The organism is Streptomyces virginiae, from assembly GCF_000720455.1.
GTDB classification, from domain to species: Bacteria; Actinomycetota; Actinomycetes; order Streptomycetales; family Streptomycetaceae; genus Streptomyces; species Streptomyces virginiae.
In genome coordinates this window covers 421,468-440,984 of sequence record NZ_JOAK01000006.1, presented here as the reverse complement: position 1 = coordinate 440,984, position 19,517 = coordinate 421,468, and the positions used below count along the sequence as shown (strand labels likewise).

13 protein-coding genes are annotated in these 19,517 nt (G+C 72.1%); 5 read left to right on the top strand and 8 right to left on the bottom strand.

All coding sequences use genetic code 11. From position 1 onward, the window contains the following. Positions 1–234 precede the first annotated feature (234 nt). A complete protein-coding gene (locus IG86_RS0114115; RefSeq protein ID WP_030897046.1) occupies positions 235–690 on the bottom strand; it encodes a hypothetical protein in 456 nt (151 codons plus the stop codon). A gap of 342 nt (positions 691–1,032) precedes the next feature. On the opposite strand from IG86_RS0114115, the gene IG86_RS0114110 reads away from it, so the two are divergent. The 5 genes from IG86_RS0114110 to IG86_RS0114090 all read left to right on the top strand — a co-directional run bounded on the left by IG86_RS0114110 (position 1,033) and on the right by IG86_RS0114090 (position 9,215). Next, positions 1,033–2,445 carry a family 2B encapsulin nanocompartment shell protein gene (locus tag IG86_RS0114110; protein ID WP_030820399.1) on the top strand — a complete coding sequence of 471 codons (1,413 nt, stop codon included), beginning with the start codon at positions 1,033–1,035 and terminating at the stop codon, positions 2,443–2,445. 92 nt (positions 2,446–2,537) lie between these two features. Continuing rightward, entirely contained in the window at positions 2,538–3,911 is a 1,374-nt protein-coding gene (locus IG86_RS0114105) for a family 2 encapsulin nanocompartment cargo protein terpene cyclase (RefSeq protein ID WP_030820397.1), read from the top strand. 14 nt (positions 3,912–3,925) lie between these two features. Beyond that, positions 3,926–4,810, top strand: a complete 885-nt coding sequence (locus IG86_RS0114100) for a geranyl diphosphate 2-C-methyltransferase (RefSeq protein ID WP_030820395.1) — start codon at positions 3,926–3,928, stop codon at positions 4,808–4,810. Positions 4,811–4,926: 116 nt separating this feature from the next. Next, on the top strand, positions 4,927–5,868 hold the full coding sequence (locus tag IG86_RS0114095) for an NAD-dependent epimerase/dehydratase family protein (protein ID WP_030897044.1): 942 nt from the start codon (positions 4,927–4,929) through the stop codon (positions 5,866–5,868). A gap of 59 nt (positions 5,869–5,927) precedes the next feature. After that, positions 5,928–9,215, top strand: a complete 3,288-nt coding sequence (locus IG86_RS0114090) for an aminotransferase class I/II-fold pyridoxal phosphate-dependent enzyme (protein WP_037942443.1) — start codon at positions 5,928–5,930, stop codon at positions 9,213–9,215. A gap of 11 nt (positions 9,216–9,226) precedes the next feature. On the opposite strand, the gene IG86_RS0114085 is transcribed toward IG86_RS0114090, so the two are convergent. From IG86_RS0114085 to IG86_RS0114055, 7 genes are all read right to left on the bottom strand, one after another. After that, positions 9,227–9,805, bottom strand: a complete 579-nt coding sequence (locus tag IG86_RS0114085) for a toxin (RefSeq protein ID WP_030820389.1) — start codon at positions 9,803–9,805, stop codon at positions 9,227–9,229. Further along, the gene (locus IG86_RS0114080) at positions 9,802–10,254 is read right to left on the bottom strand and encodes a helix-turn-helix domain-containing protein (protein ID WP_030662092.1); all 453 of its coding nucleotides are present in this window, start codon (positions 10,252–10,254) and stop codon (positions 9,802–9,804) included. The genes IG86_RS0114085 and IG86_RS0114080 overlap by 4 nt, the downstream gene beginning before the upstream one ends. A gap of 300 nt (positions 10,255–10,554) precedes the next feature. Beyond that, positions 10,555–11,730, bottom strand: a complete 1,176-nt coding sequence (locus tag IG86_RS0114075) for an MAB_1171c family putative transporter (RefSeq protein WP_030897040.1) — start codon at positions 11,728–11,730, stop codon at positions 10,555–10,557. A 1-nt stretch (position 11,731) separates the two neighbouring features. After that, positions 11,732–12,460: a TetR-like C-terminal domain-containing protein gene (locus tag IG86_RS0114070; protein WP_030897038.1), complete on the bottom strand. Its 729-nt coding sequence runs from the start codon at positions 12,458–12,460 to the stop codon at positions 11,732–11,734. A gap of 149 nt (positions 12,461–12,609) precedes the next feature. Next, on the bottom strand, positions 12,610–15,162 hold the full coding sequence (locus tag IG86_RS0114065; protein ID WP_234350647.1) for a galactose oxidase family protein: 2,553 nt from the start codon (positions 15,160–15,162) through the stop codon (positions 12,610–12,612). A 125-nt stretch (positions 15,163–15,287) separates the two neighbouring features. Further along, the gene (locus tag IG86_RS0114060) at positions 15,288–16,940 is read right to left on the bottom strand and encodes a carboxylesterase/lipase family protein (protein WP_030897034.1); all 1,653 of its coding nucleotides are present in this window, start codon (positions 16,938–16,940) and stop codon (positions 15,288–15,290) included. A 107-nt stretch (positions 16,941–17,047) separates the two neighbouring features. Beyond that, on the bottom strand, positions 17,048–19,432 hold the full coding sequence (locus IG86_RS0114055) for an ATP-binding cassette domain-containing protein (protein ID WP_030897032.1): 2,385 nt from the start codon (positions 19,430–19,432) through the stop codon (positions 17,048–17,050). Positions 19,433–19,517: the final 85 nt, after the last annotated feature.

The window sequence follows — 19,517 nt, the reverse complement described above, 5'->3', positions numbered from 1 at the left end:
CCGGCCCGTTCCTTTGGGGGCTTCCCGGCTGTCCTCGTATGTCCGTGGCGGGACGGGCGGTCAAGGGTGGAGCGCAGCGACATCGCGAAGCGACGCGACGAAGGAGCGCCCTTGAGGGACCGGCCCGACACGGAGAGACGATGGGACTGACGGGAAACCCCCAAACCATCCCTGTTCCCGCCCCTGCGGTTCCCGCCCCTGCGGTTCCCGCCTCTGCGGTTCCCGCCCCGCCCGTCAGTGCGTCGGGGGAGGGGGGAGGCGGTGTGCCAGCAGGTCGGCCACCTGGTGGGCGGTCTTCTCGCCCGCCCGTTGCCTGATCAGGCCCTCCTTGGCGGCGCCGCGGACGCGGACGGCGGTGGCCTCCGGTCCGGTGCCCGTCAGCGTCACGGTGACCAGGACCGGGTTCATGTTCCCGAACCCGCCGCCGACGAGGGCCCGGACGACTCGCACGCCGCTCGGGGGCTCGGCACCGGCCGTGCGCACCGGGGTCCCCAGGCGCAGGAGGAGGTCGGCCGTGCGGGCGGCGGCCTCGGAGGGCGAGACACCCCCCAGGGTCAGCTCGACCTCGTGCACGTTCTTCTTCAGCCGTCGGGCCGCGAACTTCGCGCCGAACCGGCCGCCGGAGCCACCGCCGAGGGCTCCCACCGCGCCCAGCGCCTCCGCGAGTATCAGATCCTCGTCGTCCGTCACGGCGGTAGCGTACGCCGCCGCCGAGGCCGCCGCCGCTGGGGTCCCGGAACCGGCCGTACCTGCACGGCAATTGACCGTCCGACCCGGCCCTGGCGGAAAGCGCGCGGAGAGCGTGTCCGAAACCGCCGAGAGCATGACCAAACACGCCGCGGCTCAAGATCACTGGTTCGAGGTAATCCCCACCCCTTCCGATGGGTGACCCGGTTCACGGACGGTTACTGTGCTTCCGGATCTAGAGGGATTGCCCGGGTATTCACCCTATTTTTCTTCTTTCACTGGTGACGTGCACAGGCATGCGCTGATCACCGCCCGCACGAAGGACACGAAGGAAAGGCCTGCGCGATGACCGTGGACACCAGCCCAGAGGCCCAGCTGGAGCCGACCCAGCAGATGAGTCTGGGCACGGCGGCCGCCCGCAACCTTGCCACCACGACCAAGTCCGCCCCCCAGATGCAGGAGATCACCTCCCGGTGGCTCCTGAGGACGCTCCCCTGGGTGGAGACCAAGGGCGGCACCTACCGCGTCAACCGCCGCCTGACCTACACCGTCGGCGACGGCCGCATCGAGTTCGTCCAGGACGGGGCCACCGTCCGGGTGATCCCGCGCGAACTCGGCGAACTCGCCATGCTGCGCGGATTCGAGGACGAGCAGGTACTGACCACGCTCGCCGACCGCTGCGTCCAGCGCGACTTCCGCGCCGGTGAGGTGCTGGTCGAGCGGGGTGCCCCCGCCGAGCGCATCCACCTCATCGCGCACGGCCGCGTCAACCAGACCTCCGTCGGCAAGTACGGCGACGAAGTCGCCGTCGCCGTACTGGCCGACGGCGACCGGTTCGGCGAGAACGCGCTGCTGGACGCCGACGCGACCGCCGACTACACGGTCACCGCCGAGACCTCCGGCATCCTGCTCACCCTCTCCCGCGCCGACTTCGCCGCCGTCCTCGACGCGGCACCGAACCTCCGCGCCCACGTCGAGCGGTTCGGCTCGCTCCCGCACCAGCGGCAGAACAAGCACGGCGAAGCCGAGATCGCGATGTCCGCCGGCCACACCGGCGAGGCGGAGCTCCCCGGCACCTTCGTCGACTACGAACTCAAGCCGCGCGAGTACGAACTCTCCATCGCCCAGACCGTACTGCGCGTCCACACGCGCGTCGCCGACCTCTACAACGGGCCGCACAACCAGACCGAGGAACAGCTCAGGCTCACCATCGAGGCGCTGCGCGAGCGCCAGGAGTACGAACTCGTCAACAACCGGGAGTTCGGCCTGCTCCACAACGCCGACTTCAAGCAGCGCATCCAGACCCACTCCGGCCCGCCCACCCCGGACGACATGGACGAACTGCTCTGCCGGCGCCGCGGCACCAAGTTCTTCTTCGCCCACCCCAAGACCATCGCGGCGATCGGGCGCGAGTTCAACGCCCGCGGGCTCTACCCGGACCACGTCGACCTCGGCGGCCAGCAGGTCCCGGCCTGGCGCGGGGTCCCGATCCTCCCCTGCAGCAAGATCCCCATCAGCAAGGAGAACACCAGCTCCATCCTCGCCATGCGCACGGGCGAGGACAACCAGGGCGTCATCGGCCTGCACCAGACCGGGCTGCCCGAGGAGTACGAGCCGGGCCTGTCCGTGCGCTTCATGGGCATCAGCGAGCAGGCGATCATCTCGTACCTGGTCACCACCTACTACTCCGCCGCCATCCTGGTGCCCGACGCGCTCGGCGTGATGGAGAACGTCCAGATCGGCCGTCGGCGCGACTGACGGCCAGGCCGCCGTCAGCCCGGACCCTCCCGGATCCCGGCCGAACGTGCCCGGGATCCGGGACAGCCCACCCCCTCACCTAGGAGCCACGGATGCCCGTTCCCGGGCCTTCCCCTGCGCAGTCGAGCCTGCCTGCCGCCGCGGCCCGCTGCGGGGCCCACGGCCACGGCCGCGGGGCCGACGCCGTCACCGTAGGCAGTCGCGCGCTGCCGACCGGGCCCGCGCTGCCCTTCGGGCCGGCGGCCGCCCGGCCCTCCCACCTCACCCCCGAAGCATCGCCCGTACCGGGCGGAGGACCGGGCGGTGACCTGGTCGCGGAGCCGGCACGGGGGGCCGCCGCCGCGACGGTCACACCGAACCCCGCCCTGGAGCGGATCATGCGCGGCCCCAGTGGCGTGGGCACGGAGGGGCTGTTCTTCTTCACCCCCCACCGCGCGCAGCCCGCCGCCCCGGTACCCGAGGCGCCCGCACCCCCGCCCGCGGCGGAGGGCCGGCCGATCCCCGGCCTCTACCACCACCCGGTCCCGGAGCCCGACCCCGCCCGCGTGGCCGAGGTCAGCCGCCGGATCAAGCGCTGGGCGGTGGACGAGGTGGAGGCGTACCCGCCGGAGTGGGAGGACCAGTTCGACGGCTTCTCCGTCGGGCGCTACATGGTCGCCTGCCACCCGGACGCTCCGACCGTCGACCACCTGATGATCGCCACCAGGCTGATGGTCGCCGAGAACGTGGTCGACGACTGCTACTGCGAGGACCACGGCGGTTCGCCGGTCGGACTGGGCGGAAGGCTTCTGCTGGCGCACACCGCACTCGACCCCGTCCACACGACGGCGGAGTACGAGCCGGCGTGGGCGGAAACGCTCCTCTCGGACGCGCCCCGGCGTTCCTACCGCTCGGCCATGGAGTACTTCACGCGGGCGGCGACCCCGTCGCAGGCCGACCGGTTCCGGCACGACATGGCCCGGCTGCACATGGGGTACCTCGCCGAGGCCGCATGGGCCGAGACGAAGTACGTCCCGGAGGTGTCCGAGTACCTGGCGATGCGCCAGTTCAACAACTTCCGCCCCTGCCCCACCATCACCGACACCGTGGGCGGCTACGAACTCCCGGCCGAGCTGCACGCGATGCCCGCCATGCAACGGGTGATCGCGCTGGCGGGCAACGCCACCACCATCTCCAACGACCTGTACTCCTACACCAAGGAACTCGAAAGCCCCGGCATGCACCTGAACCTGCCGGTGGTCATCGCCGAACGGGAGGGCCTCTCCGACAAGGAGGCCTACCTGAAGGCCGTCGAGGTCCACAACGACCTCATGCACGCCTTCGAGGCCGCGGCCGCGGAACTGGCCGTGTCCTGCCCCGATCCACGCGTGGTGCGCTTCCTCCGGGGCGTGGCCGTCTGGGTCGACGGCAACCACTACTGGCACCAGACCAACACCTACCGCTACAGCCTGCCCGACTTCTGGTAAGGATGGATTTATTCGTGACCAGCACCGATCTCACCGTTGCAGCCCCCACTACGGCCTTCATTCCCGCCCCGGCGACGCCCTACCAGGGCGACATCGCCCGCTACTGGGACCACGAGGCACGGCCGGTGAACCTGCGCCTCGGCGATGTCGACGGCCTGTACCACCACCACTACGGCATCGGTGACATCGACCACGCCGCCCTCGGGGACACCGAGGATAGCGCATACGAGAAGAAGCTGATCGCCGAACTCCACCGCCTGGAGTCCGCGCAGGCGGACGTCCTGCTGAGCCACCTCGGCACCATCGGGCGCGACGACACGCTCGTGGACGCCGGCTGCGGCCGCGGCGGTTCGATGGTCATGGCCCACCAGCGGTTCGGTTGCAAGGTCGAGGGCGTCACCCTGTCGGCCAAGCAGGCCGACTTCGCGAACCAGCGCGCCCGCGAGCTGGGCATCGACGACTCCGTCCGGGCCCGCGTCTGCAACATGCTCAACACGCCGTTCGAGACAGGGCAGGCCGCCGCCTCGTGGAACAACGAGTCGAGCATGTACGTCGATCTGCACGACCTGTTCGCCGAGCACTCCCGCGTCCTCGCGGTCGGCGGCCGCTACGTGACCATCACCGGTTGCTGGAACCCGCGTTACGGCCAGCCTTCGAAGTGGGTCTCCCAGATCAACGCGCACTTCGAGTGCAACATCCACTCCCGCCGCGAATACATGCGCGCCATGGCCGACAACCGTCTCGTGCCGCAGGCCGTCATCGACCTGACCCCCGAGACCCTGCCCTACTGGGAGCTGCGTGCGACGTCGTCCCTGGTCACGGGCATCGAGGAGGCGTTCATCAACTCCTACAAGGACGGCTCCTTCCAGTACGTCCTGATCGCGGCCGACCGCGTCTGACGCCGGGCGGCGGCGGCCGGGCCCGTGCGTACGGGCCCGGCCGCCACACGTCAGAGGTTGTCTTGTACTGGCCAAACTCGTAAGAGATCGATCAGGTCTCGCGCTACTGTGCGCCCGTGAGTCTTCATGTCGTCATGGGTTTCGGGCCCGCGGGCGCCGCCACCGCCCGTTTGCTGGCCGAGCAGGGACATTCCGTACGCGTCGTCACCAGGTCGGGCAGAGACCCGGAACCGGGGATCGAGCACCTCGCGTTCGACGCGACCGACCGGGAGCGGCTGACGGCCGCCGCACGTGGCGCGGCGGCGATCCACCACTGTGCCGCGCCGCCCTACCACCGCTGGGTGCGCGACTGGCCGCCGCTCGTCGCCTCGGCCTCTGCTGCGGCCGAGGCCACCGGGGCCGTACTGGTCATGCTGGGCAACCTCTACGGCTACGGGCCGGTGGACGGACCCTTGACCGAAGGGCTGCCGCTCGCGGCGACCGGCCCCAAGGGCCGCGTACGCGCCGCCGCGTGGGAGCGGGCGCGGACCCTGCACGAGCGGGGCCGCATCAGGGTGGTCGAGGTGCGGGCCAGCGACTTCTTCGGCCCCGGCGTCACCGACGGCGGGCACCTCGCCGGACGGGTCGTGCCGGCGCTGCTGCGCGGCAGGCCGGTCTCCACGCTCGGTGACCCGGACGCCCCGCACAGCTGGACCTACCTCCCCGACGTGGCCGCGGCGATGGCCGAGGTCGCGGGCGAGGAGCGGGCATGGGGACGCCCCTGGCACGTCCCCACTCAACGCCCGCACTCGGTGCGGGAGATGGCCGACCTGCTCGCCGCCGGTGCGGGGACCGGGCCGGCGGTGGTGCGCAGGATCCCGCCGGCGGTATTCGGCCTCGCGGGGCTGTTCTCCCCGCTGATGCGTGAACTGCGGGAGATCCGCTACCAGTTCGACCGTCCCTTCGTCGTCGATTCCAGCGCCTACGAGGCCGCGTTCGCGGTGCGCGCCACCGGTGTCGACGAACAGGTCAAGGCCACGCTCGACTGGTGGCGCGCACACCCGACCACCACGCGATGACCTCCGTGACAGGGGCGCGGTCCCCGGTGGACGTGCGCGGGGCGATAGCGGTCGTGGGCATGGCCTGCCGGTTCCCGGGAGCCCGGAACCCGAACGAGTACTGGCGGCTCCTGACGGCCCCGCGGGCGCAGTTCACCACCGTCCCGGACTCGCGCTGGCGCAGCGCCGCCTTCCTCTCCGACGACTTCCGCGACACGTCGTCCACCTATACCGACACCATGGCGCTGCTCGAGGACGTGGGCCACTTCGACGCCGCGCACTACGGGATACCGCCGCGCCGGGCCGCCGCGATGGACCCCCAGCACCGGCTGCTCATCGACCTCGCCCGTGAGGCGATCCAGGACGCGGGGTGGGAGGCCGACGGCTTCGACCGCGAGGAGACCTCGGTGATCACGGCCCTCACCGAGAGCGGTTACCGCGAACTCAGCACCATGCGGATACGGATGCGCCAGCTGGCCGGCGGCGAGTTCGGCGCCCCTGCGGCGGACCCCGGGTGGCAGGAGACCGTACGCGCGGTGCCCGGCCTGCACGGCACGTCCGTCGCCGGCCTGCTCCTCAACATGGGGCCCAACACGATCAGTTCGGTTTTCGACCTGCACGGCGAGAGCTACGCCCTGGACTCCGCCTGCTCCGGAGGGCTCATGGCCGTCGCCAACGCGGTCCACGCGCTGCGCGCGGGCCGCTCCCGCATCGCGATCGCCGGTGGGGCCCAGCTGATCCTCGCCCCTGACCTGCTGGTGGGGCTGTGCCGGATAGGTGCCATCTCGCGCAGCGGCCGGTGCCTGCCCTTCGGCGCCGAGGCCGACGGCTTTGTACTGGGGGAGGGCGCCGGCGTCCTGGTGCTGCGGCCCCTGGCCGACGCCCGGGCGGCCGGCGACCGCGTCTACGCGGTGATCCGCGGCGTGGGCACGGCCAACGACGGGACCGTGCAGGGCGGACTGCACCCCCGGGCGGGCGGCCAGCTCAGGGCCCTGCGCCGGGCCTACCGCGACGCGGACCTGTCCCCGGGCGCGGTCGGCTACCTGGAGGCGCACGGCACCGGGACCACCGTCGGCGACCCCGTCGAGCTCGCGGTCCTGGCCGAACTGCGCGGTGCGGACGCCGCTCCCGCCCACCTCGGCGCGGTCAAGGCGGTCGTCGGGCACTCGCTCAACTCCGCGGGACTGGCCGGGCTCATCAAGACGGTCCTGGCCGTGCAGCGGGGGGTGATCCCGCCGCAGCCGGAGTTCGGCCTCGCCGGCACCGCCGCCCTCGACGCGGCGAGGCTGACCGTGGCGACGACACCGGTCCCGTGGTCCGGGAACGGCCTGCCCCGCCGTGCGGGCGTGAGTGCCTTCGGATTCGGCGGTACCGGCGTCCACCTGGTCGTGGAGGAGTGCCCCGAGCCGCCCGCGGCGCGGGCACCGGCCGAGGGGCCGTACGAGCTGGTCCTCACCGCCCGGGACCGGCCCGGACTGGCCCGGTACGCCAGGGACGTGGCGCGGACCATCGCCGAGGACGGGCCGCCGCTGGCCCGGGTGGCGGACACCCTGGCCCGTCGCGCGCCCCTGACGGAGCGCCTCGCCCTGGTGGCGCGGGACACCGCCGACGCCGCCGCCCGGCTGACCGCTGCGGCCTCGGCGCTGGAGGCCGGGCAGGCCGGGGAGGCCGAGCCGACGGCCGCCGAAGCCTGCGCGGCGGGACGCACACCGCCGTGCACCCTGCCGCCGAGCCCGCTCGCCCCGCGCCGCCACTGGGTCGTGGACGATGCGGCACGCCAGGGCGCGGAGCCTCCCGCACGCCCCGCGGCGGTGCGCGCGGACGCCGAGCCGACCGCACACCCCGCCCCCGCCGAATTCGCCGCACCCGCCGAGGACGCCGCGTCCCTCGTGCTGGCTGAGGTGTCGCGCACCGGGGTGTTCCCCCTCGCGGACCTCAGCGAGGACATGACGCTCGTGGCCGGCCTCGGGTTCGACTCCCTCATGCTCCAGGAGCTGGCCGTCAACATCGGCAAACGCGCGCCCGGTTTCCGCTCCGAGGACCTGTTCGCGCCCGAACTCACCGTGGGCGGGCTGATAGCGCTGCTCGATCCGCACCGCGCACGGCCCGCCGCCCCCGCCCGGCCGCCGTCCCACGGTGCACGGGCCGCCGAATGGCGCGCCGATGCCGCGAGCGTCGACGAATTCCCGGAGGTCGCCCTTTTCGAGCAACGCCTGCACACGGTCACCGCCGACGGCGCCGCCTTCCCGTACTTCCGCGTCCACGAGGGCACCATCCGCGACACCACCGTCATCGGCGACCGCTCGTACCTCTCCTTCGGCAGCTACAACTACCTGGGAATCTGCGGCCATCCGGCGGTCAACGAAGCCGTCCACCGGGCCGTGGAGCGGTACGGGACCTCGGTCTCCGCGAGCCGCGTCCTCTCGGGCGAGCGGGAACTCACGGTGCGGCTCGAACGCGCCCTGGCCGACTTCCTCGGCGTGGACGACTGCCTCACGCTGGTCAGCGGCCACGCCACCAACGTCACCGCGATCGGGCACCTCGTCGGCGCGGGGGACCTGGTGCTGCACGACGCACTGGCCCACGACAGCATCCTCCAGGGCTGCGCCCTGTCCGGGGCGGCGCGACGTCCGTTCGCCCACAACGACGCCGACGGTCTGGAACACCTGCTGCGCCTCAACCGGGCACGCTTCCGCCGGGTGTTGATCGTCGTCGAGGGCGCGTACAGCATGGACGGCGACCTGGCCGACCTGCCCGCCGTGATCGAGCTGAAGAAGCGGTACGGCGCCCTGCTGATGGTCGACGAGGCGCACAGCATCGGCACCGTGGGCGAACACGGCCGAGGGGTGGGCGAGTTCTTCGGCGTCGACCGGTCCGACGTGGACGTGTGGATGGGCACCCTCTCCAAGTCCTTCGCCAGTTGCGGGGGCTACCTCGGCGGCTCGGCCCGTATGGTCCGCTGGCTGCGGCACACCCTCCCGGGCTTCGTCTACAGCGTGGGACTCACCCCGGCCAACGCGGCCGCGGCCCTGGCCGCCACGGAGCTGATCGCCGCGGAACCCCACCGCGTCCGCGCGCTCAGACGCAACGCCGCACTGTTCCTCCGTCTGGCCGCGGCGGCCGGTCTGGCGACCGGCTCCAGTCGGGACACCCCGATCGTTCCGGTCGTCCTCGGTGACTCGGCGCGCACCCTGCACGTAGCCGACCGGCTGTTCGCCCGCGGGGTGATCGCCGATCCGATCTTCCATCCCGCCGTCGAGGAAGGCCTGTCGAGGCTGCGGTTCTTCCTCACGTGCGAACACCGCGAGGACGACATCCGCCGGGCGGTGGCCGCCGTGGCCGAGGAGGTGGCGGCGTCCGCCGGTTAGGTGTGCCATCGTCAGAACAGCGTTCGTTCGATCCGGCTGAGCATGGCGCTGGTCCCGGGGTCGCCGGTGGTTCCGGCCTCTCCCGAGGGGGAGGCGCCGTCCCGTCCCTCCGAGCCGCCCATCCGCTGGGAGAGCAGGTAGGCGATGATCTCCGCCTCCTGCTCCTGCACGTCGTCGTAGGCCGCGCGCAGGAGCATGTCGCGTACGAGTTCGGGGTCGAGGTTGGGGAAGAGCAGACGGGCGGCCGTCTCGTCCAGCCCGCCGGCCCCGCGATGGCAGCAGATGATGTGACCCAGCTCGTGCAAGATGATGTGCTCCTGATGCGCGCTGGTGGTGTTGGCGTCGTAGAAGATCAGGTCCTCGTCGCGGGCGGCGACCCACATGCCGCACGGATGCGACGAGGGCATCTGCATCGGAACCAGGATGATCGGGCGTCCCCGCGCCTCGCCGAGGTGGCGGCACAGTTCGGCCACGTCGGTCGCTTCCGGCAGGTCGAGTTCGGCGATCCGCTCCGCGCCGGCCTTCCGGAGCTTCTTGAGCTGACTGCGGCGGTCGTGATCCGCCGACCGCTCCTTCCTGGCGCCCCTCATTCGGGGCCGGAGGGGTCGTCGACGGGCGGGAGGCCCTGCAACTGCCGGTACTGGTCCATGATGGCCGTGATGGCCTGGAGGTTCTCCTTCTTCATCCCGGCCGCCCGCATCGCCACGGCGCGGACCCCGGACTGCCGAAGTGCCTCGATGGCGGCGATCTCGCTCAGAACCGACTGGGCGACCTTGTCGTCGAAGAAGTAGGCGACCGAGACGCCGAAGAAGCGGGCGAGGGCGGCGAGGAGGTCGGGGGAGGGATTGGAGCGTTTTCCGGTCCGCAGCTGCGACAGGTACACACCCCCGACCTTGAGTTCGGGGTTGGCCCGTTTCAGTTCATCCGCCACCTCGGCGTTGGTCCAGTGCTTGCCCTTGGGACGAACCGTCTTGAACAGGTCGTCGAGACGCACTGCGAGCAGGGGCCGGTCATCGCCCCCGGTCTCGGTCTCCGTCATGGTGAACCTTCCTCCCGTCACCTCCTCGGTATAGCCCTTGGCTATACGTCACTTTCCCAGAATAGCGGTCAGTTGACAATTGGCCGGGACTCCGCCAACGTTGGGTCTCGCCGATAGCTGTCAGCTAACGCGACTCACGGGGGAAACGGGGTCGGGTTGCTGCGGAAATCGGACTGGCCCGGCCCTCGGGGGATGGGCCGGGCCAGTCCGGGCGGAAGCCACCCGTCCGGCCCGATGGAACACGGGGGAACGGGAGAAGCCCGCCCGGTTTGACGGGGGATGCAAACCGGGCGGGAGCTCTCAACTCGCCTTGCTGAGCTTACTGTAGGCGGCGGCAACCTGGGTGAGCCAGGCGACTTCCGCTACGAAGTTGTCGGTGTCGCGGTCGTCGAAGTCACCCGCGTCCTTGCTGTGGTCGGGGACGATCCCGGTCCGCTTCGCCTTCAGGGCCTGCTTGATCTGCGCCGCTTCGGCGAAGGCCTGGCGCAGCTCCGCGCCCGCCTCCCCGCTCGCCCTCCCGGCCGGGTCCTTGACCAGCGCGCCGGCCGCGTTCGTCTCGCGGTCGATGTAGGGCCTCAAGTCCCGCCATCCGTCCCGGATTTCGACCACACGGCGGTGCAGCCGGTAGTTCAGGTCGGAGACCGATGCCCCCGGCGGCTCCAGCGCGATGTCCGGCGAGGCCTCGTACAGGTCCCGCCAGAGCGGATGCAGCGCCCGGTAGGACCGGTAGCTGCGGGCCCACTCCGTCAGTCGTGAAACGGGCGGTCCCCAGAGGGAGTTGATCAGGCTGAGGGAGAGGATCACGATCCCCGAGGCGCTGAAGACGTTCGAGGCGAGCTTCCACGCGCCGATGTCCACCCCGGCCGCCGCGCTCAGGATGTTGACCGTGCGGGCCGAGCAGTAGAGGAACAGCACCACGGCGGCGACCGACAGCATGCGCAGGGCCTGCCGCAGCGAGGCGTTGTCCGTCATCCGGGCGTACGGGCCGCACTGGCGGTAGATCGTCACGCACGGCACCGCCTGCGACACGATGAAGACCAGCAGGTAGGTCAGGAGCAGCGGCCTGCTGGTCCCGTCGAAGTCCGAGGTCGGCCGGCCGGGGCCGTCCGCGAGGAAGAACAGGGCCGTCAGCAGCACGTCCAGGACGATGCCGGTGATCAGCCAGTACCTGGTCCCGCGAGCCGCCGCCTCGTCCGTCGCCGCCCAGCGCAGCAGGATGATCTGCGCCGCGACGCAGAAGGCGACGGCGGCCAGGTGCATGATGAGGATGGCCAGGTTGCCGACACCCAGGAAGCTCCCGCCGCCCATGGCGACGGCCCCCATGGTGAAGGTGAGGCACTGGAGCAGCAGGGTGGCGATCAGCGCGCGGTAGGCGCCGTCCCGCCAGCTGCGGCGGGCCTGGGAGAGGCGGTAGAAGAGCGCGGCGTAGGAGGAGAGCGCGGCAATCGCGAAGCAGAGGGTCCGGATCGCGTTCACGTCAGTGGTCGCCCTCGGCCAGGGGGACCACGAGCCCGACGGTCTCCGCCGTCACGGCGACGGCGTAGTCGAAGTAGGCGGCCTCGTCCCGGACGCTGTCGTGCGTCCGGCTGAAGACCTGGAACACCAGCAGCCCGATCAGGCTGCTCCACAAGGCGATGCCGCGTTCGACGATGTCCGAGAACGGAGCCGGGGGAGTGCCGCCGAAGAGGTCCAGGGCCTCCGGCCGCAGCAGCGACGGGCCGGGCAACGTCCGTCGGGGCGGCGTCAGTTCGCCGCCCTCCAGTGCCGAGCGCAGAATGCCGGCGAGCACCGCGGGAGTGCGCGAGGCGGGCGGAACGGTGTCCTGCGGGGCGTGGTAGCCCGGCACGGGCGAGCCGTAGATCAGCGTGAACTCGGCGGGGTTGGCGAAAGACCACTGCCGCAGGGCGCGGGCCGCCGCGAGGAGCCGGGCGCCCGCCGGCGCACCGGCGTCCGCCGCGGCCCGGTCGGCCTGCTCCATCGCGGCAGCGGACGCGTCGTAGGCGTCGATGACCAGCGCCGTCAGCAGGTCGTCCCGGTGCGGGAAGACGGCTTCCACATCGGTGACGGCGAGACCGCTGCCGCGGGCCACGAGGTTCAAGGACAGCCCTGCCGCGCCCAGTTCCACCAGTTGCCGGCGGGCGGAGTCCTTGACCACCGCCGACCGGGCCACGTCGTCGTCACTCGATTGCATTGCGGAAACGTTCATGCGCGAACGGTACCCGCGGACGCCCGCACGGGGAGCCGAGTCGCCCGAACACCCGTGCCACCCGCCGTGATCCGGCCACGGCGGGTGGGGGTGTGCGCGGGGACCGGCGGAGGCCGCTCCGGGCCGCGGGCCCGGCCGGGGCCTCCCGGTCAGGAGACGGTGACGAACTGCCCGATGCTCGGCACTCCTTGGGAGTCGAGTGCGAAGAGCATGTACGTCCCCGGCAGCACCACACCGGTGTCGGAGGGGATCGACACCGTGTAGGCGCCCGCTCCCGCGGGAGTGGCGACGAGCGGGACCCGCCGCTGGTCGTTGTCGGTGGAGTGGGTCGCGGCCGCGGCCCGCATCAGGACGAACGACACCACGGACGACTCGGTGCTCACCGTCAGCGACGTGCCGGGAGCCGCCCTCGGGGGCACGCCCCCGGTGATGACCGGCCTCGGCCTGGGCGTCCCGTCCGCGTTGAGCAGGTAGGGCGGCGTGAAGACCGCCCCGTCGGGATGGTTCGTCGCGCAGTCGCCGCACAGGCCGCCGCCACCGGAGAAGATCCGTCCGTCCGGCAGGAGGTTGGCCACACTGTGGTAATTGCGCGGGACGGCCATGGTGGCGAGCGGGGTGAACCTGCCCGTCGCCGGGTCCCAGAGCTCGGGCGTCAGGACCGAAGTGGCGTCGCTGAACGGCACCGGATGGGCCTGGCCGCCGAATACGGCCACCTTGCCGTCCGGCAGGACGACGCTGTTGCTGAACGCGCGGGCGTACTCCATGTCCCCGGTACGGGCCGCCTGGACCTGGCTCCCCGCGATGCCCACGGTGTAGGCGCGCCGCGTGGCGGGGGAGTCCTGGTACGCCGGCGAGCCGCCCAGCGTGACCAGCTTGCCGATGTCGTACGGGACGGCGTTGCCGGTCATGGCGTCCTGGCTGTCGGCCCGGGTGCCGGCGGGCGTGATGGCGCCCTGGCCGCTGGTCGAGATCCAGTTCATCTGCTTGCTCGGGCCCAGCTGCAGGACCTTGCCGCCCGAAGTGGCGTGCAGCCACATGTGGTTGTCGGCGCGGTAGGGGCCGGCCGGATCGGCGGTCAGTGCTTGCGCCGCGGGGACGCCGGGCAGCTTGCGCCACGTACGCGTGTCCGGCGACCAGACCTCGCCGGCCTTGTCGGTGCTCGCGTTCCCGCTCCAGGAGCCGCCGAGGACGAAGGCCTCACCGGTGGAGAGCAGCGTCATGGCCTGGTAGCCGCGGGCGATGTTCATGCTGGTGGTCGCCGACCAGGAGTCGGTGGCCGGGTCGTAGATGCTGGCCTTCTGCGCGTTGCTGCCCCCGGTGACCAGCACCCGGCCGTCGGCCAGCATGGCTATGCCGGGGCAGAACATGTCGTGGCCGGTGTTGTCGATGCGGCGCTGGGTGACCTTGCCCGTCTTCAGGTCCAGGATCGCCGTCTGGGTGTAGCCGTTGCTGCCGCCGAAGCGGTCGACCGCGTACGCCGACCACGCGAGCAGTTTGTCGCCGGGCAGCGCGGCGGTGGCCACGGGCACCAGCGGGAAGCCGATGATCCGGCCCCAGGAGCCGTGCACGGCGGGGCTGGCCGGCCCGCTCAGGCGGATCTCGCCCGCCGAGGTCCACGGCCCGCGGCCGCCGGCCTCGCTGGTCACGGTGAGGCGTACGTACCGGGCGTGCTCGGCACGGGTGAAGGTGGCGGTCTTGGCGGTGTCGTCGTCCCGCCAGGTGCCGGAGGCCACCGCGGCGCCGAAGGCGATGCCGTCGGTGCTGGTCGCGACCGTGTACGCGCCCGCGCGCCCGTTGGGCCCGTCGCCGCGGGGATGGTAGACGAGGGCGGAGACGACCGCGGTGCGGTGCATGTCGATGGTGATGCTGTGCGGCAGCGGAGCGGGGGCGCCGGACCACTTGCTGTGCCAGATGGTGTTGGCGTTGCCGTCGAGGACGTTGGCGGCGCGGCCGTTCTCGCCGGTGGTCTCCTCGTCGCTCGCCGTCGCCGTCCACCCCGACCGGGGCAGGTCCACGGTAGCGGCGGGGGTCCCGGGGTCACCCAGCAGGTCGATCTCGGCGGCGGAGGTCCAGGGTCCGCGGTTGCCGGCCTCGGTCAGCGCCGTCAGCCGCACGAACCGGGCGCCCGTCGGGGCGAAGCCGAGGGTCTTGGCGGTGGCGTCGTCCGCGAGGGTTCCGGTGGCGAGGGGACTGCCCCAGTTCTGGCCGTCCGCGCTGACGTGGATCGCGTACTCGCCGACGCGCCCGTTGGGCCCGTTCGCGCGGGGGCGGTAGACGAGCGCGGAGACGACCGCGGTGCGGTGCATGTCGATGGTGATGCTGTGCGGCAGCGGGGCGGCCGTCGCGGTCCACTTGCTGTGCCAGATGGTGTTGTTGTCACCGTCGAGGACGTTGGCGGCCCGGCCGTTCTCGCCGGTGGTCTCCTCGTCGCTCGCCGTCGCCGTCCATCCGGCCCGGTCGAGAACGGGGGCCGCGGGTTCCATGGCGTTCGCCGGCGCGACGCCGTGGTGCGGTGACTGCACCGCCGCCTGCTGGTCGGTGGGCACGGGCGCGGCCCGCGGTCCCGGTGAGCGGCCGGCCGCGGTGCTCGTGACCGCGAGCCACGGCGTCAGGCCGATCAGCAGGGAGCCCAGGGCGAAGGCTATGAGCAGGTGGGAGCGGCGTAAGAGACGAGAAAGCGCGAGGGAGCGCCTGGACTGCAATCTGACCTCCTGGGGCGAACTGATGTGCCCCGTAGAAGATAGTCAGAGCGGTGACAACTCGTCAGAGAATGGGGAGAGTTGGCGGGATCCCGCGCGGGGCCGCCGGCGGGGGCGCCGGGACGGCATCAGGAAAGGCCCTCCCAGAAGTCGAGGCGGTGCTCCCGCCGGTAGTCGACGGGACCGATCCGCTGCGGCGCCAGGGACTGCGTGTACGGCCGGTCCACGCGGTGCGGCCGCCAGCCCGGCAGGCCGGCCCCCCGCGGCGCACCCGTACGGGCGAACGCCGCCCAGTAGCCGGTCATCGTGGCCGACAGCCGGCGCTGCGCCGGGGTGAAGCGCGGCTCGGCGGCCTCGTCCTCGAACAGGTACGGGACGTCACCGGCGTGGAAGGCCCCGAAGGCGAAGCCGCCCGGCAGCGGGAGGAACATCGGCGCGGCGCGGTCGGCGAACTCATAGGCGTACACGGGCACATGCGGGGCGAGCGCGTCGTGCTGGGCCTGCGTGCCGCGCGCCCACATCCGGTCGGTGACCACCGCGGCCCACGCCAGCGCGGGGGACGCGAAGGCGCCCGGCGGGTACGCGGCCCGCACCCGCGCCGCGGACGCAGCGCCGAACGCCGTGCGCAGCGCGCTGTCGTAGTCCGCCCCGGTGAAGGGCCGGCCGGCCGCGTCGTACGCCATCCCGACGAACGTGCGGTGCTCGTCGCGGGTGGCGCCCGACAGGACGGGCACCCGGTGGAAGCGTCCGGCCCGCAGGGCCGCGGGCGGCAGTTCGGGGAGGGTGGTGTTGCCGTACGCGAACGCCTGGAAGGCGTTCATGACGTACGGCACCTCCAGGATCCTGCGGACGGGCAGGGAGCGCAGGCAGGCGAGGGCGCGCTCCGGGCGGTTCTCACCGCAGCCCAGGGATGAGGTCATCGCCGTGGTGATGTCCTCCATCTCCCGCCCGGTCCGCCAGACGTACCACGGGTATCCCGGAACGCCCGGCCCCATCGCGCCCGCCGGCATGTCCATCGCGCCCTCGCCGCTCGCCATGACCGCCCGGTGGAACAGGCCCGCGGAGGCGGGCGAGGTCAGGTGCCCGGTGATGGCCGACGCCCCGAAGGACACACCCGCGACGGTGACGTTGCCCGGATCGCCGCCGAAGGCCCGCGCGTTCCTCCGTACCCAGGCCAGGGCCGCCCGCTGGTCCTGCAGGCCGAAGGTGCCGGAGCCCTCCAGCCCCGGCAGGGCCAGACCGCCGAAGACGCCGAGCCGGTAGTTGACGGTGACGACCACCAGGCCGCGCGCCGCCAGCCGGCGCCCGTCGAAGAAGGAGCCGCCGCCCACGGAGCCGTCCCCGTGGATCCAGACCAGTACGGGCGCGGCCCGCCGCCGGTCCGCCGCGGGCGGCGTGGTCACGTTCAGGACCAGGCAGTCCTCCTCGGTACTGGAGACGCGTGCGTACGGCGAGGGCACCTGCGGGCACAGCGGTCCCGGCGCGGTCGCGTCCAGCACGCCCTTCCACGGCGCCACGGGACGGGGCGGCGCCCACCGGTGCCGCCCCTCGGGGGCGCCCGCGTAGGGGATGCCCCGGAAGAGGAGGTGCGGGCCCGACCGGACACCGCGCACCGGTCCGGCGTCCGTGCGCACGGTCTCGCCGACCGGCGCCGGTCCCGGCCGCGCTGCGCAGCCCGGCGGCGACGACACCGCGGCGGCCAGCGCCAGGACGCACGCCGCCGCCGCGAGCGGCCGGCGGGCGAGGAACGGGCGGGCAGATCCGCGATGCGTCACCGTCACCCGGCAAGCCTTCCGCGCACCGCCCGGTTCCGCGCGCGGATCCACCGTAGGCGACCTGATCGGACGCGGGCCCCGCGGACGCCGGGGCCGCGGAGACCGCCCGCCGGTCAGGCGCCGACGTACGCGGCGAGGTGCTCCCCGGTGAGGGTCGAACGGTCGGCGACGAGATCGGCGGGCGTGCCCTCGAAGACGATCCGGCCGCCGTCGTGGCCGGCGCCGGGCCCGAGGTCGACGATCCAGTCGGCGTGCGCCATGACCGCCTGGTGGTGCTCGATGACGATGACCGACTTGCCCGAGTCGACGAGCCGGTCGAGCAGGCCGAGCAGCTGTTCGACATCGGCGAGGTGGAGACCCGTGGTCGGCTCGTCGAGGACGTACACACCGCCCTTGTCGGACATGTGCGTGGCCAGCTTCAGCCGCTGCCGCTCGCCGCCGGACAGCGTCGTCAGCGGCTGGCCGAGGCTGACGTAGCCCAGCCCGACATCGGCGAGCCGGTCGAGGATGCGGTGCGCGGCGGGCGTGGCCGCCTCACCGGACCCGAAGAACTCCAGCGCCTCGGTCACCGGCATCGCGAGCACCTCGCTGATGTCACGGCCCCCCAGGTGGTAGTCCAGCACGGACGCCTGGAAGCGCTTCCCCTCACAGTCCTCGCAGGTGGTCGCGACACCGGCCATCATCGCCAGGTCGGTGTAGACCACCCCCGCGCCGTTGCAAGTGGGGCAGGCGCCCTCGGAGTTGGCACTGAACAGCGCCGGCTTCACCCCGTGGACCTTCGCGAAGGCCTTGCGGATCGGGTCGAGCAGACCGGCGTACGTCGCCGGGTTGCTGCGCCGGGACCCGCGGATCGCGCCCTGGTCGATCGACACGACGCCCTCGCCCGCCGGGATCGAACCGTGGATCAGCGAGCTCTTGCCGGAGCCTGCGACTCCGGTGATGACGGTGAGAACGCCCAGCGGGATGTCCACGTCGACGTCACGCAGGTTGTGCTTCGCGGCGCCGCGGATCGGGAGCACGCCGGTCGGCTTGCGCACCGTCGCCTTCAGCGCCGCCCGGTCGTCGAAATGCCGGCCGGTGATGGTGCCGCCCTTGCGCAGCCCGTCGACGGTGCCCTCGAAGCAGACGGTGCCGCCGGCCGTCCCGGCGCCGGGACCGAGGTCGACGACGTGGTCGGCGATCGCGATCGTCTCCGGCTTGTGCTCCACGACGAGCACCGTGTTGCCCTTGTCCCGCAGCCGCATCAGCAGGCCGTTCATGCGCTGGATGTCGTGCGGGTGCAGCCCGGTGGTGGGCTCGTCGAAGACGTACGTGGTGTCGGTGAGCGAGGACCCGAGGTGGCGGATCATCTTCACGCGCTGCGCCTCGCCGCCGGAGAGCGTGCCCGCGGGACGGTCCAGGGAGAGGTAGCCGAGTCCGATCTCGACGAACGATTCGAGGGTGTGGTGGAGCGTGGCGAGCAGCGGTGCCACGGAGGGCTCGTCGAGGGAGTCGACCCAGGCGGCCAGGTCGCTGATCTGCATCGCGCACGCGTCCGCGATGCTGACCTTCCTGATCTTCGAGGACCGGGCCGCCTCGGTGAGCCGGGTGCCGTCGCAGTCGGGACAGGTGGTGAAGGTGACCGCCCGGTCCACGAACTCCCGGATGTGCGGCTGCATCGACTCGCGGTCCTTGGCGAGCATCGACTTCTGGATGCGGGGGATCAGGCCCTCGTAGGTCATGTTGATGCCCGCGATCTTCATCCTGACCGGCTCGCGGTGGAGGAAGTCGTACAGCTCCCTCTTGGTGTACTTGCGGATCGGCTTGTCGGCGTCGTAGAGGCCCGACTCGCTGTAGAGCCGGTAGCTCCAGCCGCCGGGCTTGTAGCCGGGGACGGTGAGGGCGCCGTCGTTCAGGGACTTGGAGTCGTCGTAGAGCTGGGTGAGGTCGAGATCGGTGACCGAGCCCCGGCCCTCGCAGCGCGGGCACATGCCGCCGGTGATGCTGAAGGAGCGGCGTTCCTTCACGGTCTGGCCGCCGCGCTCCACGGTGACCGCGCCCGCTCCGCTGATGGAGGCGACGTTGAAGGAGAACGCCTTGGGCGAGCCGATGTAGGGCTTGCCGAGCCGGCTGAACAGGATGCGCAGCATCGCGTTGGCGTCGGTGGCGGTGCCCACCGTGGAGCGGGGGTCGCCGCCCATCCGCTGCTGGTCGACGATGATCGCGGTGGTCAACCCGTCGAGCACGTCGACCTCGGGCCGCGCCAGCGTCGGCATGAAGCCCTGCACGAAGGCGCTGTACGTCTCGTTGATCAGCCGCTGCGACTCGGCGGCGATCGTGTCGAAGACCAGGGAACTCTTGCCCGAACCGGAGACGCCGGTGAACACCGTAAGCCGGCGCTTGGGGATCTCGATGCTCACGTCCTTGAGGTTGTTCACGCGGGCGCCGTGCACGCGGATCAGGTCGTGGCTGTCGGCAGCGTGCCGGGCGGGGGGCTGCGTGTTCTTCCTCGTGGCCATGCTTGACGTGTCTCCATCCATGGTGCGGGCCTCGGCCGCGGTCACGGGCGCGCCGGGTGGCGCGGCCGTGACCGCGGCCGTCACG

Bases quoted from the DNA above. Each gene is read 5' to 3' on its own strand.
- IG86_RS0114110 (WP_030820399.1), top strand. From the start codon at position 1,033: ATGACCGTGGACACCAGCCCAGAGGCCCAGCTGGAGCCGACCCAGCAG.
- IG86_RS0114105 (WP_030820397.1), top strand. From the start codon at position 2,538: ATGCCCGTTCCCGGGCCTTCCCCTGCGCAGTCGAGCCTGCCTGCCGCC.
- IG86_RS0114090 (WP_037942443.1), top strand. From the start codon at position 5,928: ATGGCCTGCCGGTTCCCGGGAGCCCGGAACCCGAACGAGTACTGGCGG.
- IG86_RS0114085 (WP_030820389.1), bottom strand. From the start codon at position 9,805: ATGAGGGGCGCCAGGAAGGAGCGGTCGGCGGATCACGACCGCCGCAGT.
- IG86_RS0114080 (WP_030662092.1), bottom strand. From the start codon at position 10,254: ATGACGGAGACCGAGACCGGGGGCGATGACCGGCCCCTGCTCGCAGTG.
- IG86_RS0114070 (WP_030897038.1), bottom strand. From the start codon at position 12,460: ATGAACGTTTCCGCAATGCAATCGAGTGACGACGACGTGGCCCGGTCG.
- IG86_RS0114055 (WP_030897032.1), bottom strand. From the start codon at position 19,432: ATGGCCACGAGGAAGAACACGCAGCCCCCCGCCCGGCACGCTGCCGAC.